At 71.9% G+C, this 24,643-nt stretch carries 14 protein-coding genes; 1 reads left to right on the top strand and 13 read right to left on the bottom strand.

Translation table 11 applies throughout. The features are described 5' to 3' along the window. Positions 1 to 93: 93 nt before the first annotated feature. Complete coding sequence (locus ACOOHE_RS08850; RefSeq protein WP_420457439.1) at positions 94 to 594, bottom strand: MOSC domain-containing protein; 501 nt, start codon at positions 592 to 594, stop codon at positions 94 to 96. A 60-nt stretch (positions 595 to 654) separates the two neighbouring features. On the opposite strand from ACOOHE_RS08850, the gene ACOOHE_RS08845 reads away from it, so the two are divergent. Beyond that, on the top strand, positions 655 to 801 hold the full coding sequence (locus ACOOHE_RS08845; protein ID WP_420457438.1) for a hypothetical protein: 147 nt from the start codon (positions 655 to 657) through the stop codon (positions 799 to 801). Between the two features lie 13 nt (positions 802 to 814). Here the strand turns inward: ACOOHE_RS08845 and ACOOHE_RS08840 are convergent, their stop codons facing one another. From ACOOHE_RS08840 to ACOOHE_RS08785, 12 genes are all read right to left on the bottom strand, one after another. After that, the gene (locus ACOOHE_RS08840; protein WP_420457437.1) at positions 815 to 2,497 is read right to left on the bottom strand and encodes an alpha-amylase family glycosyl hydrolase; all 1,683 of its coding nucleotides are present in this window, start codon (positions 2,495 to 2,497) and stop codon (positions 815 to 817) included. A gap of 280 nt (positions 2,498 to 2,777) precedes the next feature. Further along, positions 2,778 to 5,861, bottom strand: coding sequence for a LamG-like jellyroll fold domain-containing protein (locus ACOOHE_RS08835; protein ID WP_420457436.1), 3,084 nt, complete (start codon positions 5,859 to 5,861; stop codon positions 2,778 to 2,780). A 253-nt stretch (positions 5,862 to 6,114) separates the two neighbouring features. Further along, positions 6,115 to 8,337, bottom strand: coding sequence for a glycosidase (locus ACOOHE_RS08830; RefSeq protein ID WP_420457435.1), 2,223 nt, complete (start codon positions 8,335 to 8,337; stop codon positions 6,115 to 6,117). Continuing rightward, positions 8,334 to 9,776, bottom strand: a complete 1,443-nt coding sequence (locus tag ACOOHE_RS08825; RefSeq protein WP_420457434.1) for a hypothetical protein — start codon at positions 9,774 to 9,776, stop codon at positions 8,334 to 8,336. Before ACOOHE_RS08825 ends, ACOOHE_RS08830 begins: the two co-directional genes overlap by 4 nt. A 245-nt stretch (positions 9,777 to 10,021) precedes the next feature. Next, the gene (locus ACOOHE_RS08820; protein WP_420457433.1) at positions 10,022 to 10,846 is read right to left on the bottom strand and encodes a carbohydrate ABC transporter permease; all 825 of its coding nucleotides are present in this window, start codon (positions 10,844 to 10,846) and stop codon (positions 10,022 to 10,024) included. A gap of 52 nt (positions 10,847 to 10,898) precedes the next feature. Continuing rightward, a complete protein-coding gene (locus ACOOHE_RS08815; protein ID WP_420457432.1) occupies positions 10,899 to 11,867 on the bottom strand; it encodes a carbohydrate ABC transporter permease in 969 nt (322 codons plus the stop codon). Further along, positions 11,864 to 13,165, bottom strand: a complete 1,302-nt coding sequence (locus tag ACOOHE_RS08810) for an ABC transporter substrate-binding protein (protein WP_420457431.1) — start codon at positions 13,163 to 13,165, stop codon at positions 11,864 to 11,866. Before ACOOHE_RS08810 ends, ACOOHE_RS08815 begins: the two co-directional genes overlap by 4 nt. An 89-nt stretch (positions 13,166 to 13,254) precedes the next feature. Further along, positions 13,255 to 14,277 carry a PorV/PorQ family protein gene (locus ACOOHE_RS08805; RefSeq protein WP_420457430.1) on the bottom strand — a complete coding sequence of 341 codons (1,023 nt, stop codon included), beginning with the start codon at positions 14,275 to 14,277 and terminating at the stop codon, positions 13,255 to 13,257. Between the two features lie 283 nt (positions 14,278 to 14,560). Further along, positions 14,561 to 17,830 carry a hypothetical protein gene (locus ACOOHE_RS08800; RefSeq protein WP_420457429.1) on the bottom strand — a complete coding sequence of 1,090 codons (3,270 nt, stop codon included), beginning with the start codon at positions 17,828 to 17,830 and terminating at the stop codon, positions 14,561 to 14,563. Between the two features lie 71 nt (positions 17,831 to 17,901). Continuing rightward, a complete protein-coding gene (locus ACOOHE_RS08795) occupies positions 17,902 to 20,598 on the bottom strand; it encodes a TonB-dependent receptor (RefSeq protein ID WP_420457428.1) in 2,697 nt (898 codons plus the stop codon). A 111-nt stretch (positions 20,599 to 20,709) separates the two neighbouring features. Further along, a complete protein-coding gene (locus tag ACOOHE_RS08790; RefSeq protein WP_420457427.1) occupies positions 20,710 to 23,274 on the bottom strand; it encodes a carbohydrate binding domain-containing protein in 2,565 nt (854 codons plus the stop codon). 53 nt (positions 23,275 to 23,327) lie between these two features. After that, the gene (locus ACOOHE_RS08785; RefSeq protein WP_420457426.1) at positions 23,328 to 24,353 is read right to left on the bottom strand and encodes a LacI family DNA-binding transcriptional regulator; all 1,026 of its coding nucleotides are present in this window, start codon (positions 24,351 to 24,353) and stop codon (positions 23,328 to 23,330) included. Between the last annotated feature and the right edge of the window lie 290 nt (positions 24,354 to 24,643).

The raw sequence follows: 24,643 nt of genomic DNA, 5'->3' as shown, positions 1-24,643 counted from the left end.
TGGGAAGCGGGACGGGCAGGCTCTGAACGACGGACCCACTGACGCACCGACGGACGGACCCACTCTGCGGAGCGCGTTGGGGGGTGCCGGAGTTTACCCCGGGAGCGAGCGTCGCCGGGCCACGTCGGCGGGGTCCCAGGTCACAGCGTCGCCTTCTCGCAGAACTCCGGTTTCGAGCACGGCCGCCCGCAGCCCGCCCCGCCGGACCAGCGCGTCGAAGATCCGATCCTGGCCGGTCACGCGGACGAGGTATTTGCACGGGGCACACAAGCGGACGCCCTCGAAGGCCACCTCGCCGATCCGGAACGGGACGCCGCGCAGGTCGTCGAGCGGGACGCCCTCGACGACCAGGTTCCGGCGGTGCTGTCCCTCGGCGACCGCGACGCCGAACTCGCGCTCGGCATCGGCCAGCGCCTCGGCGGCGATGAGGGTCACGTCGCGGGCGGGGCCCGGCCACCGGCTGAACGAACCCTCGCTCGCGGCGTAGCGGTCGCCGTCGAGTCCAAGGCCCGCCAGCGCTTCGGCCTCGGACAGGCGGCGGACGGGGGCGCCGGCGGCGGGCGCGAGGTAGATGGCGACGAGGCGACCGGGCATGGCGACGGAACGGAGCGACGCGCTCCGGGGTCCACGCCGCCTCCCTCCCCTTCGGCCCCCATGCCCGACACGACACGCCCCCAGGACGCCTCCGCCACCAAGCCCGTCACGCCGACGGACCAGGAGATCCCACCCACCCCCCAAGGCCGCGCCGACGACGACTCGGACGTCCGCGACGACGACGGCGACACGGACATCGAGCGGTAACGTCCCGGCCGCCCTACGGGGCTCCGGTCACCGACGGAGCGCCGATCAGCACGACGCCCTCGCCGAGCGCCAACGTGAGGGTCGGCCGCGGGCCCTCACCTCCGCGATGCGTCGAGACCGCGACGGTCCACCCGGTCCCGGGGAGCCCGACCATCGCCTCGCCGTCGCCCAGGTTGAGGGCGACGACGGCGCGGCTCTCGCCCACGGCCCGCTCGTAGGCGAACACGGCCGGGTGGCCCACGTCAAGCGAGCAGTAGGCGCCGGCGTGGAGCGCGGGCGTCGCCCGGCGGAGCGCGAGCAGACGCCGGTACAGCGACCACAGCGAGTCGGGGTCCGCCGCTTGCCCAGCCACGTTGGCGGCGGGGTGCGTCGGGTGGAGCGGGAGCCACAGGTCGGCTTCCGGCGCGGTCGAGAAGCCGGCGTTGGGAGACGTGTCCCACGCCATCGGCGTCCGGCCGCCGTCGCGGCCCAGGCCGGGCACGCCGGTCCGCACGCCGGCCGGGTCGCGGATGCGGTGATCCGGGACCTCCACCTGGGGCGTGCCGATCTCGTCGCCGGCGTAGAGCGTCGGCGTGCCGCGGAGCGTGAGGAGCAGGACGGCGGCCTGGCGGGCACCCGTCGGGCCGAGCCGCGAGATAAGACGCCTCTCGTCGTGGCTGCCCAGGACCCAGCTCGGCCACGCGCCCGGGGGGAGAGCGGCCTCGACCGCCTCGACGTGGGCGCGGAGCCCGTCGGCCGTCCACGGCGTCGCCAGCAGGCCGAAGTTCAGCGGCAGGTGCAGCTCGTCGTTGTTTCCGAAGTAGCTCGCCCACTGGGCGAGGTCGTGGCCGAGGTGGATCTCGCCGAACAGCGCCCGCTCGCGCCCGTCCGGCCAGGCGTCGACCACGCGGCGGAACTGGCGGAACAGCCCGTGGACGTCGGAGTGCGCGCGGTCCCAGACGTGGCGCTGGCGGTCGTAGTCCGAGACCGGCTTGTGGCCGGCGTCGGGGTGGGGCTCGGGCGGGTTGTCGCGGAACAGCGGGTCCTTGGCGATGTGGTGGGCCACGTCGACCCGGAAGCCGTCGACACCTCGGTCGAGCCAGAACCGCAGCGTGTCAAGCATCGCTTGGCGGAGACCGTCGTTCCGCCAGTTGAGGTCGGGCTGCTCAGGCAAAAACGAGTGGAGGTAGAACTGCTCGGTCGTCTCGTCCCACGTCCAAGCTGGCCCGCCGAACGCCGAACGCCAGTTGTTGGGAGGTTCGGGCACGCGGCCGGTGCCAGGCCCCGTGCCGGGCCTGGCGTCGCGCCAGACGTACCACGCGCGCTTCGGGGAGTCCCGCCCAGACCAGCTCTCCCGGAACCACGGGTGCCGGTCCGACGAGTGGTTCGGCACCCAGTCCACGACGACGCGCAGCCCGAGCCGGTGCGCCTCCGCGACGAGCCGGTCGAACGCCGCGAGGTCGCCGAGGTCGGGGTGGACGTCGCAGTAGTCCGCCACGTCGTAGCCGCCGTCGGCCATCGGGGACGGGTAGAACGGGCTGATCCAGACGGCGTCGACGCCCAGATCGGCCAGGTACCCGAGGCGCTGCGTGATGCCGTCGAGGTCGCCGACGCCGTCGCCGTCGGCGTCCTGGAACGAGCGGGGGTACACCTGGTAGAGGACGCCGGCCTGCCACCACGGCCGCGAGCGGTCGGCCACCGGGCTAGAGCGTGTCATGAACTCGAAGCGCTCGGCACGGCCTGCGCGCCCCGTCCTTGTCATCCTGAGCGCACGCGAAGGCATGTCCTGAGCGGAGCCAAAGGGATCTCGGCTCGAACCCCCAGATCTGCCGTGCCAGCGCCGACAGCCTCCGACGTCGGCGTCGAGATCCTTCGCTCCGCTCAGGATGACAAGGATGGAGACCGTGCATGACCCGCTCTAGCGCAATGGTCTTTGACCTTCGGTACAGCGAGGTCGCGGTCCTGGCTCCGATGCCCGGACCTCAGCGCAAAACACTCTAGCGGGCGACCAGGACGCGGCGACTCTCCGACCCGGTGCCGTCCTCCAGGCGGACGACGTAGACGCCGGCGGCGACCGCGCCCGCGTCCCAGACGAGCGCGTGCGAGCCCGGGGCGAGCGGCCCGTCCCAGAGCACGGCGACCGTCCGCCCGAGTGCGTCGACGACCGTCACCCTGGCGGTGTCGGCGCGGTCCCGGTCGAGCCGAAGCGTGACGCGGTCCCGGACCGGGTTGGGGAACGGGAGCCCGAGCCGGCCCGCGACATCGGGCCCGCCCTCCCCGTCCGTCTCGCCGGCAAAGAGCGCCATCACCTCGTCGGCCGTCAGCGCCTTGTTGTACACGCGGACGTCGTCGAGCACGCCGGGGAAGTTGAAGTCGGCCTGGCCGGGGAGCATCTGGCCGACGAGCAGCGGGAGGTCGGTCGAGCGGATCGGCCCGTCCTGGGCCACGTCGGCCGCGAGGGCGCCGTCGACGTAGAGCCGCATCCGGGCGCCGTCGTAGGTCCCGACCAAGTGCGTGAACGTGCCCTCGGCGACCGGCGACGGCGCGTCGAGGTCGACGATCCGCGCCGTCGTGTTGACGGTCCAGCGGGGGCGGGCCTCGGGCGTGAGCGAGAGCTTCCAGCGGTTCTGCCACGACCCGTGCGACACGACGAACATCTCGCGCTCGGGGAGACTGCTCGGCCGAAGCCAGACGCTCACCGAGACCTCGCGGGTCGGCGTCAGCGTCTCGGCCGACGGGATCGTCACCACGTCGTCGACGCCGTCGAAGGCCAAGGCGTGGCCGGGCACGCCGTCGTGGCCCGTCGCCGGAACGGCGCCCGAGACCGTCCCGTCGTGGTCGAACACGGTCGCGTCGTCGGCGCCGCCGTCGAGGCCGAGGTCCAGGATCAGGCGGCCGACGACGAGGAGGCGGCTCACCGTCGTCGTCGCGCCCGCGGGGTCGGTCGCCGTGCAGGTCGCCGTGACGGCCTGGGGCGCGTCGGGCGCCGCGAACGTCGTCGTCGCGCCCGACCCGCCGACGGCCCCGGCGGTGACGGTCCAGGTGTAGCTCAGCGCGTCGCCGTCGGGGTCGCTCGCGGCGCACGCCAGCTCGGCCGTCCCGCCGACGTCGACGGCGTCGGGCGACGTGATCGCGGCGCCCGTGGGCGGTTGGTTCTGGACGACGCGGAGCGTCAGCGTGTCTTCTCCGGTGCGGCTCCCGTCGCTCGCGGTGCAGGTGATGGCCACGTCGCCGACGTCGGGCGAGGACCACGTCGCCGTCCGGCCGTCCACGACGAGCGTGCCGCGCGAGGCCGTCCACGAGACCGCCGGCTCGGCCGTCTCGGCGTCGTCGGGCGTGCACCAGAGCGTGGCCGTCTGGTCGCGCGCCAGCGTCGTGTCGCTCGCGACGAGCGCACGGACGCGGGGCGGCGCGTTGCCGCCCGTCCCGTCGTCGTAGTCGATGACGACGCCGTTGACGCTGCGGCGCCCGTCGACCGACGTCTCGGCCCCGCCGGCCGTCGGGAAGACCAAGACGCGGGCGGCGTCGGGCGGGATCGCGACGGCGGCCTGGCCCGAGACGGATCGCGCGAGGAAGGCGTTCGCGGCGGCGTCGTAGACGTCGTAGGTCCCGAACGTGAGCGGGACCGTCACCGTCTGCTCCGTGTCGTACGGGTTGTAGATCAGGAACGACTGGAAGGACGGCGTCCGGTAGACGTCGGTCTTGCGGAGGTCGAGGCGCAGGACGCCCGGCACCTCGGTCGAGTCGACGACGGCGGCGAGGTAGCCGACCGAGGCCGAGCTGTAGAGCGAGAGGTTGGTCGGCGCCCAGTTGTTGCGGAGGGCGTCGCCGGTCGCGAAGGGGCTCACGCCGTTGAAAGTGCCCCGGAGCGCCTCGTACGCCAGCAGCCCGCGCGGGTCATTCGTGAACGCCCAGTCTTCGCCGTCCTGGTTCTCGGCCGGCAGCGCGGTGCTGTAGAACAGGCGCGAGGCGCTCGCCAGGTTGACCATCCACCGGCCGATGGCGCGGGCGAACCGGTCGTCGTAGCGGGCGACCGGGACGAGCGCCGCCGCCTGCTGGAAACCGTTGAGCGCGAAGGCGTAGCCGTCGCCGTCGACCTCGCCCACGAGTCCGTCGAGCGTGTAACCCCCTCGCGTTTTGTTGGCGATGGTGCCCCAGCCGCGGAGCGGACCTCGCTCGAACGACCACGTCAGCAGCTTCTCGATGTCGAAGTGGGTGCCGACCTCGGCGTTCATCCGCGCCGCCGCCAGCGTCCCGTACGGGAGCTGGAGCTCGTAGGACGGGTTCTGGCTCTGGCGCTCGAGCGCCGCCAGCGCCTGCTCGGCCCCGATCCGGTACCGCTCGTCGCCCGTCTCCCGGTACGCCGAGTACAGCAGCCAGCCGATGGCCCCGGCCGCCTCGGGCTCGGGCACGCCGTCGAGCCGTGGCGTCATGGTCGAGAGCGCGAAGCCGCGGTAGGTGATGGCCGGCAGGCTCCACGGCGCCGCGCTCCCGCCGAGCGCTTGGACGGCGCTCAGCCACTGGTCGGCCACCAGGCGGAACTGGCGGTCGAACTCGCCGACGCCGGGGTACTGCGCCCGGAGCTGGTAGAAGAAGACGTTGGGCATCGTGTCGTACCACCAGTCGTCGCCCGACGTCGCGCGCGGCGCGTTGAGGTAGACGTTCTCTTCGGGCCGGCGGTTGAAGAACTGCTCAGCCCGGAGCACCCAGTCGACGCCGAACTGGCTCCGCTTCGACGCCCCTGCCCACGTCGCGCCGACGAGCGCCGGCAGCGCCGTGATGGCCTCGCCCGGAATCTCGTTGCCCTGCCCCACGTACGTCTCGATCCCGAACGACCCGTGCTCGGGGTAGTTGACCGTCCCGCCGTAGGTGGCCGCCAGCGGGAGGTACGTACCGGTGCGAGAAAGGTCGAAGATCAGCGAGTCGGCGCCGCGCGTGACGGCGTCCCAGTCGCGGAGCCGGTAGTCGGCGGGCAGCGCCGGCATCTGGTCGACGCGCGGGATCGGCACCTGCTGGGCGCGGACTGGCGCGAGCGCGGCGGCGACGAGGAGGACGAGGAGTGCGCGGCGGAGCGGTGACATGTTTAACGGGACAGACGGCCGTCCGCTGATGGTGAGAAGGCCGGAGTCGGACAGTCCCCGCCCCCTCCGAGACAAGGGCGCTTCGTTTTCGGAGCTCTGTCGTACTGCCAATCAAACCGGCCGTCATCCCCGCGAACGCGGGGATCCATAGGAGGGCGCTCGCCGAGACGGAGCGCCGGATGGATTGGCTGCGCCGTCCTCGAAGACTCGGGTCCCGCGTTCGCGGGAATGACGGCTATGGTGAGGAGTCGAATCATGGAGACTCTGAGGCGGCGCTCTCGAGGTGGGCCACCAAATCCGCCACGACCAGGCGAGCGCCGAAGATGCGGCTGTCGGCCCCGGCGTACGGGACGACCAGGCGCTCACCGACGACGACGTTGGCGCACGAGAACACCACGTTGTCGACGCCCAGATCGGGGTCGCCGACGCACTCGGCGTCGCCCTCGGGGACGAGGATCGGCTCGACGCGGGCGACGACGGGCGTCTCGGACGCCGGCTCGACCAGCATCGCCGAGAGGTTGTAGAGCCGGCAGCCGTCGAACGACAGGTGGCCCTGGTGATAAAGCGCGAGGAACCGCCCGTCGCCCAGGGCGATGGGCGGGCCGGCCGCGCCGAGCCACGACCGCGCGTGGCCGTGGAACCGGTACGACGCGAGCGCGAGCCCGTGCGAGGCCCACGGCCCGTCCGGCGACGGCGCCGAGGCGAGGTGCATCGCCATCGGGTGCGTCCCCCCCATCGGCCGGTGCCACAGCCACCACCGGCCGCCGGCCGGCTCCGGGAAGAGCGCCCCGTTCTTGTCGCCGTGCGCGTTCACATCCCCCGGGACGGGCCCGTGGACCGTCCACCGGACGAAGTCGCGCGTGGTCGCGAGGCACAGCTGGACGTGGCCGGCCACCCCGTGCGCCAGCGCCCCGTCGCCGCCGGCCCCGCTCGTGTAGCCCGTGTAGTGGAGGTAGTACGTGTCGCCGACGAGGGTGCAGCGGGGGTCCTCGACGCCCAGGTCGTGGAACGGTTGGTCGGGCGCGAGCACCGGCTCGGCCGCGCGCCAGACGAGGTCGAGGTCCGGCGTGAACACGGCGAGGCCGAGCGACGAGGCCGCGTGCCGGCCGGCCGGCGTCTCGCGGGCGTAGGCCGTCCCCTGGGCGCGGTACAGCATCACGCACGCGCCCTCCGCCAGCCGCTCGCGCGCGTCGCCGCCCAGCCCCCAGGTGTCCATCATCCGGTCGAGGTCTGGGCCCGGCTCGACCATCACGGCGGCCGGGTTGAGCACGACGGCCGACTCCCACGGGTGCTCGGCGACGGGCTCCAGGACGGGCCGCCCGCCGTGCATCCGCTCGACGGCGACGGGGCTCGCACCGAGGGTCCGCCGGCGGTCGCGGTGGCCGGCAAAGTCGAACGTGACGGTGGGGACGACCGACGGCACGCGCGCCTCGTCGGTGAGCAGGTCGAGGACGTCGGCGAGCGGCGCCCAGGCGTGGCCGACGGCCGAGTCGGCGGCGCCGTAGTAGAGGTGGAGGTCGCCGTCCTCGACGGCGGCGCCCTGGGGGAACACGACGTTGGGCACGTCGCCCTCGACCTCGAAGGAGCGCTCGGGCACCAGGACCGGCCGCGACGTTCGCGCGATGACACGGCGGGGGTCGTCGAGGTCCAAGAGCGCCAGGCCGGCGCGGTAGACGTGGGCCGCGTCGGCGGCGTGGTAGACCACGAGCCAGCCCTCAGGCGTCCAGATCGGCGGCGGGCCCATGCCGACCTTCTTCTCCTCCCACGGCCGCTCGGGGCGCAGCACGACGGACTCGTCGAGCCGAGCGAACTCGCGCTCCCAGAACCGGCCGCCGGGGTCCACCATCTGCCCCTCGTCCTCGAAGAAGACGACCTGGACGTCGGGCGCGATCCGGTGGAACATGGCGATCCGCCCGCCGACGAGGTCGGGAAACAGCGCGGCGTCCTTGTCGCGGACGTCGGGCCCAATCCGCCCAAACCGCTCGACGCTCCGCCAGTCGGTCGTCGAGGCGAGCGCGATGCCCACGCCGCGGTCCGCCGTCGCGGCGGGCTCGGCGAGCGCCGTGTACGTGATCCACCAGCGGTCGCCGAGGCGCGTCACGCGGGCGTCCTCGCACCCATAGCGGTCGACCTCGCCCGACGGCGAGATCAGGGGCTCGGGCGCGAGCCGGAACGTCCCGTCGGACTGGCGGGTGGCGAGGCCGAGCACCGAGACGTAGTTCTCGTACCCGAACGTGGCCTCGTACGCGTCGGTGTGCTCGACCTCGACGCGGCGGTGGCCGGCCGGGACGCCGCGCGCGAGCAGCCGGAGCGTGCCGTCGGCGTCGAGCGCGGCGCCGGGGTTGAACACGGCGCCCGAGGCCCACGGCACGTCGGCGGTCGGCTCCAGGACCGGCACGGAGGCGCGTGCAAAGAGGTCGATGGCCTCGGCGTTTGGGCGCGTCGTCGGGGCGGCGACGGGGGGAGAGGAAATCATGGAGCGAGCGAAGCGAGAAAGGCGTCGGCGTCCGAGCCGGTGTGGACGGACGAGGTGTTGGCCGCGCGGTCGAGCGCGACGACGGCGCGGCGGCCGTCGGCGGTCCACACGCGGTAGCGGACGGTCCGGCCGTCCACAGCGCCGGTCCGGGGCGGATCGGACCGGGCGTGCATCCACGGCACGGCGACGGGGTCGAGGCCGACTTCGAGCAAGGTCATCTGGGCCTCGATGGTGCTCTCGGCGCCCGCGTTCCAGTTGACCCTGTCGGGCGACAAGATGCCGTCGTAGCCGCGCCCGGCCGAGTCGGCCATGACGGCGTCGGCCGGGTTGTCGCCGGCGAACCAGGCGGCGGCGAGGCCAGCGAGGACGCCGTAGTCCGGGTCGCCGGTCGCTTGGTGCAGCCGCGCCAGCCCGACGGCGGCCGGGCGGACGTCGTAGGCGATCTGCTCGAACGCCCGCTCGGCGCCCGTCGCGTAGGTGATCTCGTGGAGCCAGCCCTCGACCAGCAGGTGCGCGTAGAGCGAGCGCGCCTCGGCTTGGGCACTCGCGAGCGCGGCGTCGGGGAGCACGTCGGCGACGACACCGCTCGCGAGCGCCTGGGTCTGGCTGTTCCCCCACCCGTGCCACCCGCCGACCCACGAGGCGTGGCCGCCCCAGGGCGACGCGGCGAGCGACCCGAACCGGAGCGCGCCGATCCCCTCGGCGAACTGGCGCGCGCGCCGGGCGCCCTCGGCCGTCGGCGCGACGCGCTCGACCTCGACCAGGCCGAGGAGCAGCTCGCTCGTCGCGTCGGCGCCGGTCTCGGCGATGAGCCACTGCGGGAACGGGCGGCCGTCCTCCGGTTCCGTCTCGCCGTAGCGCGCCAGCAGCCGGTCGAGGTGCGGCTCGACGCGGCGGACGGCCGCCAGCGCTGCGGCGGCCTCGGCAGGGTCGCTCTGGGCCAGCACGCGCGCGCCCGTCCCGAGCGCCCACACGGCCCGGGCCGTCCACCACGAAACGTCCGAGGCCACGCTCGTCACGAACGTCGTGTTGGGCGTCAGGTCGCGGTCCCAGACGAAGTTGTAGAACAGGCCGCTCGGCGTCTGGAGGTGGCGGACGAACCGCAACAGCTTCACCGCCGTCCGCCGCGAGGCCTCGTCGCCGGTCTCTTGGTAGTGGCGGAGATACACGACGGCCGCCCGCGCCACGTCGTCGACGCACGCGATGCCCTCGTCGTGGTCACCGACGAAGATCCAGCCGCCGTTCCCGTCCGGCTCGGCGTAGATGTGGACGAGCCGGAGCGTGTCGCCGTTGACCACGACGTCCTCGCCGAGGAAGTCGAGGTGGTCGAGGTTGAAGCCGGAGGCATCGAGCGCGGGCACCGGCGACATCTCCATCTGCACTGCGGACGGGGCCACGAAGGCAGGCGGCGCGCAGGCGCTCGCAGCGAAGAGGAGCACCGCCAGCCACGAGGGCAGGTCCCTACCCCACCCCACACCTGCCGATCCCCTGCTTTCCTTCAAGGGGGACTGTCCGCCCCTACCAGCTCGCGCCGACCCCCTGCTCCCCTTCCGGTCGCTCCGCTCCCAGGTCGGGGAGCTGTCCCCCTTGAAGGGGGACAGTCTGGGCGCCCGCTGAGCGGAGCGAGGGGCGGACGGACGGGGGGTCCGTCCGCCGGGCTCTGCGATCTGTAGTCCGGGGTCTGTCATCCTTTGAGGCCGCTGGTGGCCAGGCTTTCGACGAACCGCCGCTGAAACACGAGGTAGGCCGCAATGATGGGAACGGCGAGCAAGAGGGCCGCCGCGAGCTGGGGCCCGAGCCGGCCCTCGGCCCCGCCGCCGACGGCGAACAGGGCGACGGTCTGGGGCATCGTCATCATCTCCTGCTCCCTCACGACCATGAGCGGCCACAGCACCTCGTTCCAGCTCCCGATAAAGACCAGGATGCCGGCCGTGACGAGCGCCGGGACCGACGCCGGCCACACGATCTGGAACAGGATCCGGAGCTCGCCCGCCCCGTCGATCCGGGCCGCGTCGACCAGGCTCTGGGGCAGCGTCACGAAGTGCTGGCGGAGGACGAGCACGGCCGTCGCGTTCATCATGAACGGGACCACGAGCCCGGCGTAGCTGTCGGTCCACCCGAACCCGACGACGAGCGTGTAGAGCGGGATGAGCAACACCAAAAACGGGACCATCATCGTGAACAGGATGACGGAGAACGCCGCGTCGCGCCCGCGCCACGTCAGCCGCGACAAGCCGTAGGCGGTGAGCGACCCGAACACGAGCGCCAGCGTCGTCACGCAGCCCGTCACGACGACCGAGTTGAGGAACGACCGGCCCAGCGGGACCGACCCGAACACGAGGCGGTAGCTCTCGACGGTCCACTCGGACGGGAACGGGTTGAGCGCCGCGATGTCGGTCTCGGGCTTGAACGTCGCCAGCGCCATCCACACGAACGGGTACGCGAACACGACGGCGCCCACGACGAGCGTCGCATACGCCAGCACGGTACGAGTCAGAGACGAGGTCACAAAAAGGAGAATCGTAGGGGCACGGCGTGCCGTGCCCTCTCTCACGAAGGGATCAGGCCACGTCCGACTCCACCACCCGCCGCTGCACGAGCACGACGGCGAAGATCAGCAACGCGAACGCCAGACCAAGCGTGGCCGCGTAGCCCATGTGGTTAAAGTAGAACGCCTGGTTGTAGATGTAGAGCAGGCCCGACAACGTGCTGTTCAGCGGACCGCCGCCGGTCAGCACGTAGGGTTCGACGAAGAGGGAAAATCCGCCAATGGTCGAGAGCACGACGACGGTCACCATCATCGGGTTGAGCATGGGCAACGTGATGAGCCGCCAGCGCTGCCAGCGGCTCGCGCCCTCGACGTCGGCCGCCTCGTACAACGTCGGCGGGACGTTCTGCAAGCCGGCCAGGAACAGCAGCACGTAGAGCCCGACGTTCTTCCAGGTGGCCACGAGCGCGATCGACGGCATCGCCCAGGCCGGCGACACGAGCCACGGCACGGCCTCCCCGCCGAGCGCCCCCAGCACGCCGTTCACGTAGCCCCCGTCGAAGGCGAAGAGCTGCTGGAACAGGATCGTCACGACGACGCCCGACACGACGACGGGCAGGAAGTAGACGGTCCGGAAAAAGGACCGGCCCTTCAGCTTGCCGTTGAGGAGCTCGGCGAAGAGGAGCGCGACGGCGATCTGGAGCGGGATGTGGAGCGCGAGGAACACGCCCGTGTTGAGCATGGCCCGGGCGAACAGGTCGTCTTGGGCCAGCCGCGCGATGTTGCCCGTCCCGATCCACTCCATCGGCGTCACGACGTCCCAGCGGTGGAAGATGAGGACGGCCGCGAAAACGAGCGGGTACCCAAAGAACAAGCCGAGGTGGGCGAGGTAGGGCGCCGCGAACGCGACGCCGCGCCAGTCGGACCGCTCGCGCCGAGGCGGGGGCGGATCGACGGCCCAGGCGGGGACGGCCGGGACGTCGGTCGCCGGCTGCATCGCGGGGACCGTCTCCTCCGCCACCGTGTGGGGCGTCTCGCTCATTCTGCCCACGCCCGCAAGACGCCGATCCGCTCGGTGATGCTCTGGACCGCCTGGACGGGCGACTCGACGCCGTAGATCACCCGCTCGTAGCCCTGGGCCACGGCGTCGAGCGTTTCGGGCAGATCGGGCACCGCGTCGACGCCGCGCGTGGCCGCGGCCTGCTCGGCGAAGCGCCGCATCGACGGGTAGGTCGCGAAGAACGGCGCGAGCTGGGGGTCGTCCAGGAGCCCGGAGCGGATCGGGATCTGGCGCGTCGTCTCGATCAGCATCCGGTCGGCTTGGGGCGAGACGAGGTACTGGGCGAAGGCCCACGCCGCCTCCGGATGCCGGGTCGTGGCGAAGAGCGCGATGTTCTTGTAGTCGCCGTAGGTCACGGGCGGGCCGTCGTCGAGTGGCGTCCCGTCCGGCACCGGGACGGGCGCGAAGTCGACGGCGAGGTCGGGCGCGTTCTCGGCCAGCCAGCCAATCGTCCACGGGCCGGTAAAGTCGGTGGCGACGCGGCCCTGGGCGAACGCATTGCCCTGTAGTGTCGAGCGGGGGTAATCGCCCCGGGCGTAGAGCGTCTGGAAAAAGCCGAGCACGTCGCTCATCGCCTCGTTGTCAATGGCGAGGTCGCCCTCGGCGTCGAACAGCGTCCGCCCGCCGGATGCGGCGACGTAGAGCGGGTAGACATCGAAGGTTCGCTGCCACCAGATCGGGCGGATGTCGCGCGTCCCCATCCAGCGGTCGTTCCGGCCGTCGCCGTCGGTGTCGGCCGTGACGCGCTCGGCGGCGGCGAGGTACTCCGAGTAGGTCCGGGGGACGCGCGCCACGCCGGCGTCCCGGAGCATCTCCGGGTTGACCATCATCAGGATCGGGTTCGTCTTCCACGGGAGCTGGTAGAACCGGCCGTCGGCGCTGCGGAACCGCTCGACGAGCTCGGGCGGGACGCGCGCCGCCATCAGGCTGTCGAAGCCCGGCAACCCGTCGAGCGGCACGAGGCCGCCCGCGCGGACCATGTCGTGGAGCGCGCTGGGCGCGATGTTCGAGCAGATGTCGGGCGTCGTCCCGGCGACGATGGACGCGAGGAGGACCTCCTCCGACGACTGGCCCGCCGGGATCGGCTGGACGGCGACTTGGACGTCGGGGTGCGTCCGGTTCCACCGGGCCACGAGGGTGTCGGCGACGGTCCGCTCCTGGGGGTTCTGGCTCGTCCAGTAGACCAGCCGGATCGGCCCGTCGGCCTCGGCCGCGCGCTCGCCGCCGCCGCACCCCGCGAGGGCGACCAGGGCGATGAGCAGGACTAGGACAGTGCGCAAGGTCAGAGGATGGGTACGAGGTACAGGGTACCTGGTACGGAATGTTCGGTCGGGTCCGGCACGGGAGCGTACCCCGTACCGCGTACCCGTCAGAAGCTGAGGCTGAGGCCGATCATCTGGACCTGCCCCAACCGGCCCGCGTCGCGGTACGCGAGGTCGATCGACGCCATCCCGTCCGGGTACGGAAGCGGCTGGCGGACGCCGACGCCGAGCGAGAGCCCGCCCTCGGCCTCGTCGAGGAACAGGCCCTGGTAGCCGCCGCGGAGGTAGAACCGCTCGCGGAAGCCGTACTCGACGCCCACGTTCAGGCTCTCGTAGTTCGACGACGGGTGGAGCGCGTCGACGGCGACGGTGAGCTGGTTGAGGCGCGTGTTGAGCGGGCGCGTCACGACGCCCAGCCGGAAGTCGAGCGGCAGGCTCCACCGGTCGAGCGCGAGGTCGGCCGGGATCCGGCCGTTGTTGCCCTCCTGGCTCGGCGCCGGGTCCACGAACGTGCGCAGGTCGCGGCCGTCGAGCTGGAGGTCGGAGCCGAAGTTCGAGAGCTGGGCGCCAATCGTGAGCCCGCCGAAAAAGTCGGTCCGGAACTGGGTCCCGACGTCGACGGCGACGCTCGAAGCGGTCGAGTTCCAGATCCGCTGCTGGACGTACTTGACCGTCCCGCCGAGCGAGAACCGGTCGGTGATGGCTCGGCCGTAGCTCAGCCCGACCGCGAGGTCGGCCGCGTCGAACGTCTCGCCGGTCCCCTGTTGGTTCAGCTCCGTCCGGACGACCATCTCGGGCACGCCCAGCAGCGTCACGCTCGCGCCGACGACGCCGCCGGCCATCGGGACGGCGACGCCCGCGAAGTCGTGGCGGACGTCGGCGAGCCACTCCGAGTGGGCCGTGACGGCCTGGGACGACGTCATCTGGCTCAGCCCGGCCGGGTTCCAGTAGAGCGCCGTCGCGTCGTCGACGGTCGCCGTGAAGGCGCCGCCGAGCGCGTTGCCCCGCGCGCCGACGCCGATGGTCAGGAACGGGGCGGCCGTCGTCCCCCGCCGCGAGACGTTCTGGGCCGAGGCCGCGTCGGCGACGCCCAGCGCGAGCACCAGCAGGAGCGTGAGACCGCGGAGCACCAATGCCTCTCGCGCCGGCCCCCCGCTCCCCTTCGAGAAGAGATGTCCGCCTCCCCCTGCTCTCTCCCGGACCCCCTGCTCTCTCCCGACCCCCCCGCTCCCCTTCCGGTCGCTTCGCTCCCAGCTCGGGAAGCTGTCCCCCTTCAAGGGGGACAGTCCGTGCGCCCGTTGAGCACTTCGGCGGGGCTCAGCACAGGCTCCGCGAGGGGCGCCCGGACGGGGGGTCCGCACCCACAGCATCCCGGGTGGCGAAGACCGACCAAACTTGGGATCGTTCATGGGGCTACTTGATGAGGGCGAACCGCCCGACGGACTCGCCGACGCCCGGCGCGTCGACGTGGAAGAGGTAGACGCCGAAGGCCACGGTCATCCCGTCGCTCGACACCAGGTCCCACGGCTCCTGGCCGTCGTCGACCGTCGAGTCATGCGTGAGCGTCTGGACCAGCTCGCCCGTGATCGTGTAGATCCGGATGGTACACTGGGGCGGCAGGTTCATGAAGTAGATCCGCCGCTCGCCCCGGCCGACGAGGTACGGGTTGGCCGGCTCGAACGTGCTCGTGGCCACGTACGGGTTGGGCACCACGTAGACGTCGTCGAGCGTCTCGCGGGCGACCTCGGCGTCGAACTCGGGCGCCGTGAACTGGAAGTCGACGTGGTCGCCCGTCGCGAACGGCCGGGTCGGGCCGAACGACAGGACGGCGCCGGCCGCCGGCGGGCGCGGCTCGATGCCGGCGTCGGGCGGCAGCAGGCGGAACGCCCAGCCGGCCGTCCACGCCCCGCCGGCCTGCATCGGGGTCGCCCCCGGCCTCACGCCGTCGACCAGGACGACCAAGTCGCCGGGGTCCCACATCCCGTTGCGCAAGTCCGGGTTGTCCTCGACCAGGATCACGTCCTGGCGCCGCCCCAGCGTCACGTTATACACCTCGAACGGCAACCCGACCGCCGTCTGTCCGAACGCCAGCACCAGGCTCGACTGGGCGACCGTCCCCGGCTCGGCGAAGCGGACCTCGAAGTCGTACGGGAACGGGACGAACCGCGTCGGCGAGACGGCCGGCGTGACCGTCCCCGGCGTGACGATGGGGACGAGCGTGCCGCCGTCGCCCTCGGTGAAGGCCACGCGCGAGTCCGGGATGGCGATCTCGGAGGGCGCCTCGACGGCGATGGAGAACCCGGCCGTGAGCGGGAGCTCGTTGAGGCCGGGCCGGATGGTGCCCGTCTCGAGGACGGTCCCGGTGGCCGTCTCGACCAGGTCGTAGGTCGGGCGGAGGTCCGTGTCCCAGACCGCGTCGGGGTTCGTGAACCGGAGCTGGTAGCGGCCGTCGGCGTTGAGCGACGGGGGCGAGACGATGGCGAGGTCGATGGCGCCTGTCCCCCGGACCTGGCGGTCGAACGCGGCCACGCCCGGGGCGACGTAGCCCGCCGCCGGCGCACGCGGCGTGGCCTGGGCCGTGTTGACGTCGGTCGTGATGTTGCCCGAGAGGTCGTTGTTGATGACGGCCGTCGTGATCGACGGCGACAGCCCGTCGACCTGGCCGTCGGGCGTGGTCGGGATCGAGCCGTCGGCGTTGCGGGTGACGAGCCCGCGGTCGTAGGCCACGAGCGCGTAGTAGTACGTCTGCCCGTTGACCACGTCGCGGTCGATGTAGCTGTGCCGCAGGCCGGAGTCGGTGCCCAGGTTGAACTGGACGCCGTTGACGGGGACCGGGTGGAGCCCGCGCGTGCCGTTCGCCAGGTCGAACTGGGCGAGGGGCCGCTGGTAGACCGGGTTGCCGTAGGCGTCGGTGACGAGGAGGTTCTCGCGGAAGTTGGGCTCGGTCGAGCGGTAGATCATGTACCCCTCGAAGTCGAACTCGCGCAGGAAGGGGTCATACGACAGCTCGGCGCGCGTGTCCCAGGTGAGGGTGACCTCGCCGTCGCCGGGCGTCGCGGTCAACGTCGGCTTGTCGGGCGGGCGGGCGAACTGGTAGTTCGCGTTGTAGATCTGCTGGACCGTCTGCTTCTTGCGCGCCAGCGACGAGTTCTCGATCTGGCGCGGGTCCGAGAAGTCCTTGTCGGCGAAGATCAAGGCCATCGAGAACCGCTCGGTCTGGCCGGCGTGGAGCGGGAACGGGCCGCTCGAAAAGAACATCCCCAGGTTCCGGCCGCCCTCCAGCACCACGTCCTGGGGCGGGAGCGCTTGGCGGAAGACGAAGTAGTCCTCGGCGTCGTCCTCCAACTCGTAGGTGTGGACGTCGAAGATCGAGAAGCCCGTGAGCCCGATCTGGTCCGACTCGTCCTTGTCGAGCGCGTCGAAGTTCGGCTCGCCCGCTGTCGGCCGCCCGTCGCCCTCGCCGACGTCGCGGCCCGGGTAGTTCGAGGCGTTCGGGCCGAGCCCGTCGGCGCCGACGTCGTCGTTGAGCGGCTCGCCGACGCTGTACTGGCCGTCCTCATCGACGTCGGTAAACCGCTGCCAGTTCAGGTTCTCGTCGCCCGTCCACCACCGGCCGTCGCGGAACGCCGCGGTGTTCTCGAGCGGCCCGTAGAACCGCTCGAAGTCCTCCAGATCGTAGCGCGCGGCGACGGCGGCGCGGATCGCCTCGGCGCCTTCGATGAGGTCGCCGGGCCCGCTGTCGCGCGTCTCGTCGGTGATCCCGTCCTCGTCGTTGTCGACGCCGTCGGTGCTGTTGCCGGGCGACTCGAGGAAGGCGTAGCCGGCCGTCGCGACCGGGCTGAACTGGCCGGGCGACCCGATCCCGTCGGCGTCGAAGGCGAAGGCGAGGTCGAGCCGCGTGTTGTAGGCGCCCTCGTCGTCGCCCGAGTCGTCGGTCCCGCCGATGCCCCAGTCGAGGTACTGCGCGAACACGACGTCGTCGTAGTCCTGCTCGCACTCGTTCGTGATCTCGTAGACCCAGAAGATGACGTCCTGCGCCAGCGGGTGATTCCACTGGAGTCCGCGGACGGCCACCTCCAGTCCGAGCCCGCCGCGGTCGGTGTCGCCGGGGCACGGGTAAAAGCGGTGCGGCGGCTGGGTCCACTCGGGGTCGAAGGCGTCGTCCATCACGAAGTACGTCTCGACGTCGGCGTTCGTGACCCCGCGCCCGAAGAGCCCGTTCCACTGGCCGGCCCAGTCGATGGGCCGGTCGGGCCACGTCGAAGGCCACGTGCGGGGGTCGTCGGACCGGGCGGGGCTGGCCTGGCGCGGGTTCGAGTAGCCGGGGACGGGGTGCCATCCCCACGGGACCTGCGTCACGGGGTCCCGGTCGATGTCCTCGCGGTAGTTCGTCGACATCGGGTAGATCACGTTCCCGTTCGCGTCGCGGGCCGCGACCGAGACGACGAACGCGATCCCGTCGATGTAGCTGTGGCCCGAGCCCTTCGGCCACTCGGCCGACGGCTGGTCTGGGTAGCGCGCGATCTCGCCGTGGTTGGCGTAGAGCGTCCGGACACGGTTGCCGTCCAAGACGCCCCACTGGGTGAGCTGGGGGTTGCCGTCGTTCGGGTCGGCTTGGCGCTGGGCGAGCGCCGGAGCCACCAGCACGAGGGCGAGGGCGATCAGGAGAGGGGCACGGAGCATGGACCGGGTGCGGGGTACTTGGTACGGGGTACGGTTCGCCGGGTACCAAGTACCCCGTACCCCGTACCGCATCAGAGGTCGACCGAGACGCCGAACTGGATCTGGCGCGGGGCCGAGTAGAAGTCGGGCCGGAGCAGGAACTCCTCGCGCGTGTTGAGCCCGAGCGGCTGGCCCGAGTAGAAGCGGAGGTTGGGCTCGGCCCGGCCGGTGTCGGTGTAGACGTTCGTGAGGTTGTCGGCGTCGAACAGGTTGTAGACGCGCAAGAACAGGCCCGGCCGCAGGCCCCCGATCCGGACCTGGCGCGTGGCGAACAGGTCGACGGAGGCCACCCCGGGCCGCCGCGCCGAGTTCTCGACGCCCGTCCGCTCGTCGGCCCGGGTCGGGGTGTACGGCAGGCCCGAGCCCAACCGGCCGACCAGGCTGACGAGCCCGTAGCTCCGGTCGGCCTCGCCGACGGCCACGCGGACGTTGAGCTGGTGGCGGCGGTCCCAGTCGAGCGGCGAGAGCTGGGTCGGCTGCGTCCGCCCGTCGTTGGCCCCTTCCAAGAGCAGCACGTCGCGGGGGTTCGAGGCGTTGCCCTCGGCGATCTGGTACGTGTAGTCCACGTTGAGCCCGAGCCCGGCGCGGCCGGCGGCGCCCCGCCCGGCCCGGCGCTCGAACGCCAGCGTCACGCCGCGCACGTTGCCGTAGTCGCGGTTCGTGTAGCGGCCGTAGTACGAGAGCTGGAAGTTCTCGCCGACGCCCGGCGCGATCCGCTCGATCCGGGTGCCGAGCAGGTTCCGGATGTCCTTGTAGTAGACCGTCAGGTTGAGGCCCGTGTTCGACGTGATCCCCTGCTGGAGCCCGATCTCGTAGGCGACGGTCTTCTGCGGCTCCAGGTCGGCGTAGCCGAACGCCCGGCCGAGCCCGGCCTCGGGGCTGTAGACGTAGTCCGGGTTGGTGAACAGGAAGTCGAAGGGGGGCATCTGAAAAAAGTGCCCGTACGCCACGTGGACCACGCCCTGCTCCGAGATCGGGTAGGCGAACCCCAGGCGAGGCGAGAGCTGGACCTTGACGTCGGTCGCGACGCGCTCGCCGGTCGTCGGCCGGGTAAAGTCCGAGGGGACCGACGTCCGGGCGTCGAAGTAGTCGAGGCGGACGCCGAGGTTCACCACGAAGTAGTCGAGCTCGATCTTGTCCTGGAGGTACGCCGACGCCTCGATGGGCCGCTCTTCGTACGACACGTGCGCCGGCGTGCCCGCCTCCGGGATCGCGGGCTCGAACCCGGTCGAGGCGTTGTTCCGGATGTCGAACCGGTCGAGCCCGAGCGTGTGGGCCTTGACCTCGACGCCGCCCTTGACCAGGTGCGCCCGCGTGAGCTGGCTCGTCACGTCGACCCGGCCGACGGCCGTCCGGGTGTCGCGCGTGAAGTAGGCGTTGCGGACGCCGCCGAGGTAGAAGCTGAAGTTCGGCGCCAGCTCGCGGAGCGCGGCGTCGTTGGGGTAGCGCGGGTCGAGCGGGTCCTCGTACACGTACTCGTCGACGGCGTTCGCGAACACGGCCCCCTTGACGTCGACGAACGTGGTGGCCGACAGGAGCGCGGTGTAGGTCCCGATGATCGACTCCGACGCGCCGTAGACCGTCGTCTGGCCGGCCGGGTTGTAGCGGAACAGCGGGTCGTAGTTCTGGCCGCGGTCGCGCTGGACGAGCCCGTTGAGCGCCAACCGGCCGCCGGGGACCTGGGCGGTCAGCTTGAGCTGGGCCGTCGTCTGCTCGGACCAGTTGAGGCTGGCGAGCGTGCTGTCGCCGAGGCCGGGGACGAACACGGTCCGGTCGTCGACCTGGACGGGGACGCGCTCGCCCGTCGAGGCGTAGGTCGGCGTCACGACCTGGCGGCCGTAGAGGTAGCCGTCGTTGCGGACGGCCCGGCCCGACGCGAAGAACGTCAGGCGGTCGCCGAGCCCGGGGACGGGCCCGCCGAGCGACCCGTTGGCCTCGACGTTGCCGAGCGGCGAGAACGACCGGGGCCGCTCGAACAGGTCGTCGCGGCTCGTCCCGTAGTCGCCGCCGTAGGCCGAGAGCGAGGCCCGGTACTCGGTCCCCCCGTCCTTCGTCACGATGTTGACGACGCCCGACTGGGCCTGCCCGTACTCGGCGTTGAACGTGCCCGAGATGACCTGGACCTCCTGGATCGCCTGGTTCTCGACCTGGAACGCGAACGACTGGTCGTACACGTCGTTGACCGGCACGCCGTCGACGAGGTAGGCCACCTCGCCGACGCGCCCGCCGCGGAAGTGGCCCTCGACCACGCCGGCCTGCAAGTTGACGACGTCCTGGAACGACTGGACCGGCAGCGCCTCCAGGTCCTCGGCCGAGACCGAGCTCTCGCTCGACGTCCGGTCCCGCTGGACGATGGGCCGCGTGGCCTGGACGACGACCTCCTCGCCCTGGACGCTCTCCTCCGCCAACGACAGGTCGATGGTCGTCGTCTGGTCGATCCGGACGCGGACGCCCTCGACCGTCTGCGGCGCGTACCCGACGTAGGACGCACGGAGGTCGTACGTGCCCGGCCGCACGCCGACGATGTCGTAGTACCCGTCGACGTTCGTGGCCGCGCCCCGCCCCGTCTCCCCCACCACGACGGCGACGCCGATCAGGGGCTCCTGGGTGGCCGCGTCGACGATGCGGCCGGAGACCTTGCCGGTCTGCGCGAGCGCGGCGGGCACCCACAAGACCGCGATGAGGGCGCAGAGGCCGACGGACCGGGAAAGCGCGTGAGACACTGTCATCGGGGAGGGGGTGAACCTGGCGCGGGGCGCCGAGGGGCCGCCTCGGTGGCAGCCCCCCGCGCCTCGCCATCGCTCGGGGCCGAGGACGACTCCCCGGCCCCGGTGCCGTCCCTAGCGAACGACGGTGATCCGGCGGGCCTCCGTGTGCGTCGGCGTCCGCAGGACCACGAGGTAGGTCCCGCTGGAGACGTCGCCCGTCTCGAACGTGACGACGTGGTCGTCAGCGGTCATCGGCACACCGTCGGCCAGGAGGGCGACGCGGCGGCCCAGGAGGTCGTACACCTCGAGCGTCACGTCCTCGGCCTGCGGCAACGTGAACCGGATCTCGGTCCGCGCCGAGAACGGGTTGGGCGCGTTCGCGCGCAGCCACGACGCACGCGCGCCGTCCGGACCACCGTTGTCCGGGCCGCCCTCGCTCGCCGTGGCGAACAGCCGGCCGCCGCCGATGTTGGTGATCGAGACGTCGTCCCAGTAGGTGGCGCCGGTGAACTGGTGCCAGTAGCGGAGCCGGACCTCCATCCCGACGGCGTTCTCGAGCGGGTAGAGGACGAAGGCGTAGTTCGTCCACCCGTTGTCGGCCTGGCGCGGCAAGAGCGGGATGACCTGAGTGTTGTAGTCCCCGTTGAGCCGGATGTCGGCCCCCCCGATCTCGTTGTACCCGGCCGCGCCGGATTCGAGCGACGAGTACCAGAGCGCCGTGATCCCGACGTTGTTGTCGCCCGTCCCGATCTCGGCCGGCGACGCGTTCCCCTCGGTCTTGAGCCAGTACGAGACCAGCATCGGCTCGCCGGGCATGGCCGGCACGCGCTCGGTGATCACGACGGCCTCGCCGCCGACGTCGGCCGCGCTCCCCAACCGCTCGATGCGGACCGAGGCGTCGCCGGTGTGGGCCTCCTCGGTCGTCTTCGTGACGGCCCACTCGGGGTCCTCGGGGCCCGTCCCGAAGCTCGGCCAGAACGTGTACCAGTCGGCCGGGAGGTCGACGTTCGCCCCGTGCCACGTGTTCTCGGTCACGAAGAAGTCGTCGACGTAGACCGTGCCCGTCGCCGACGCCCCCTTCCGGACGACGGCCGTCACGCTCTTGACCTCGACCTGGGGGATGATCTCGCCGAGGTCCGCCGTGCTCACCCGGACCCAGCCGTCGGTCGAGGCCGCGCCCTGGGGGACGTCGAGGACGATGTCCTGGCCCAGCGCGTCGTTCCCGTCGGCGTCGCGGAACGTGAGGACCATCTGGAACTTGGCGTCGTCGGAGGCCGGGGCCGTGTTGACGCCCTCGGCGTAGACCCAGGCCCCGAGCGTGATGGCCTGGTTGGCGGCGAACCCGCTCTCCCAGTTCCGGATCACCTCGTCCTGGGTCCACGACGCCGCGCCCGAGCCCGAGAGCTTGAGCGAGTACGCGCCCGAGTGCGACCGGTCGGTCGACCACTCGGCCCCGTCGCCCGACGGCTCCCAGTAGCTCGGCCGGTCGCCCTCGAAGCCCTCGGCCGACTCGGACAGCAGGTTCGGGAGCTCCATCGTCACGTCGTCGACGTCGGCGATAACCACGTCGTCCCAATACGTCACGCCGGTAAACTGGTGCCAGTAGCGGAGCCGGACCTCCATCCCGACGGCGTTCTCGAGCGGGTAGAGGACGAACGAGTACTGGGTCCAGCCGTTGTCCGCCTGACGGGGGAGGAGTGGGATGACCTGGGGGTTGTACTCCCCGTTGAGCCGGATGTCGGCCCCCCCGATCTCGTTGTACCCCGCCGCGCCGGATTCGAGCGACGAGTACCAGAGCGCCGTGATCCCGACGTTGTTGTCGCCCGTCCCGATCTCGGCCGGCGACGCATTGTTCTCGGTCTTGAGCCAGTAGCTCACCAGGACCGGCTGGCCGACCGTCACGGGGACGCGCTCAGTGATGGCCACGGCCTCGCCGCCGACGTCGTCCGGCGTCCCGAGCCGCTCGATCCGCAGGCTCGCGTCGCCCGAGTGCGACTCGTCCGTCGTCTTCGTGACGGCCCACTCGGGGTCCTCGGGGCCCGTCCCGAAGCTCGGCCAGAACGTGTACCAGTCGGCCGGGAGGTCGACGTTCGCCCCGTGCCACGTGTTCTCGGTCACGAAGAAGTCGTCGACGTAGACCGTGCCCGTCGCCGACGCCCCCTTCCGGACGACGGCCGTCACGCTCTTGACCTCGACCTGGGGGATGATCTCGCCGAGGTCCGCCGTGCTCACCCGGACCCAGCCGTCGGTCGAGGCCGCGCCCTGGGGGACGTCGAGGACGATGTCCTGGCCCAGCGCGTCGTTCCCGTCGGCGTCGCGGAACGTGAGGACCATCTGGAACTTGGCGTCGTCGGAGGCCGGGGCCGTGTTGACGCCCTCGGCGTAGACCCAGGCCCCGAGCGTGATGGCCTGGTTGGCGGCGAACCCGCTCTCCCAGTTCCGGATCACCTCGTCCTGGGTCCACGACGCCGCGCCCGAGCCCGAGAGCTTGAGCGAGTACGCGCCCGAGTGCGACCGGTCGGTCGACCACTCGGCCCCGTCACCCGACGGCTCCCAATACGACGGGCGGTCGGCCTCGAAGCCGCCGTCCTGGAGCTTGTTGGTGACCGCGAGAGCGGAGGCGTCTTGGGCCTGCGTCGGGAGGGCGCTCCACAGGAGGGCCGCTGCGGGGAGAACTCGGAGTAGCGATCGGATCATGAGAGTGGGAGGTTGAACGGACAGAGACGCGCCTGGAGACGCGAGAGGAGGGTCTAGCTCGACGCCCGGACGACGAGGTCCGTAGCGATCTGGGTGACGGACGAGGCCCGGTCGAACCGGGCGGCGACCGGGCCGACGGGGACGGCGCGTTCGGCGAGCACGCCGAGGGCGACCTCGCCCAGCTGCTCCTTGCACACGCGGACCGTCGTGAGCGGGGGCGCCGCCAGCGCGGCCCCCTCCACGTCGTCGAAGCCGACGACGGCGAGGTCTGAGGGGACGTCGAGGCCGCGGTCGCGGGCGGCGTCCAAGAGGCCGAGCGCCAGGGCGTCGTTGCCGCAGAACACCGCGCGGGGGCGGTCGGGACCGTCCAGGAGGTGGGCACCCAAGCGGGCCCCGGCGGTGCGGTCGGCGGCCCCGTCGTCGGTCACGACGTGGGCGTCGGCGACCGCGTGCCCCGCTGCGGCCATCGAGGCCACGAACGCGCTGCACCGGGCGGCCAGGCTCGGGTGGTCCCGGTCGGCGCCCAAGAACGCGGCCCGGGTGTGGCCCCGCTCGACGAGGTGGGCCGCCACGAGCGCCGCGCCGCCCTCGTTGTCGACCTGGACCGACGGGGCCCCATCGCGGGCGTAGTCGGCCAGGACGTAGGGGAGGCCGGACCGACCCAGCGCGTCCAGGAAGTCGCCGTCGACGCGGCCGGCCACCACGATCCCGTCGACGCTGTGCTCGGAGAGGAAGCGGGGGGCGTGGCTGGCGTCGTAGCGCTCGGGGACGGTCGCGAGCAGGACGTAGAGCCCGCGGCGCCGGGCCTCGAACTCGGCGCCCAAAAAGACGCGGGTGTAGAACGGCTCGCTCTGGCGGAAGTGGTCCTCGCGGAGCACGAACCCGAGGTTGCCCGTCCGCCCGGCGGCCAGCCCCCTCGCCGTCCGCGACGGCGTGTATCCCAACCGCGTGGCCGCCGTCTGGACGCGGGACCGCGTGGCCTCGGCGACGGCCCCCTTCCCGTTCATCACGAGCGAGACGGTCGAGATCGAGACGCCCGCCTGGGCGGCGACGTCGGTGATGGTGACGCGGTCGGGCATGGGTGGGATCGGGAGCGCTTCCAGTCGAAGCGCTTCGATAGATACTTCACCGTCCCGTCATCGTCAAGTCACTTTTGCACGGCCGAGCGGAGGACCGTCCCTGAACGGCACCCCGACGCTCGTTTCCCCATCGAAGCGTTTCGACCCCTTGAGCGTCGCCGAGGGCCAGGCCGGGGATCCCCCGGAGTCACAGCCCGGCTCTCGGCCCGCGCCGTCGGCCAGGGCCCCACCGACTGGCGTCAGTCGTGGACTCGCCGAGCGCTCGCCGATGGACCGGCTTACGTGACAGA

The organism is Rubrivirga sp. (genome assembly GCF_965213695.1).
Lineage (GTDB): Bacteria > Bacteroidota > Rhodothermia > Rhodothermales > Rubricoccaceae > Rubrivirga.
Note: the sequence above shows the minus strand (reverse complement) of the source record. Positions and strands in the feature narration are given on the sequence as shown.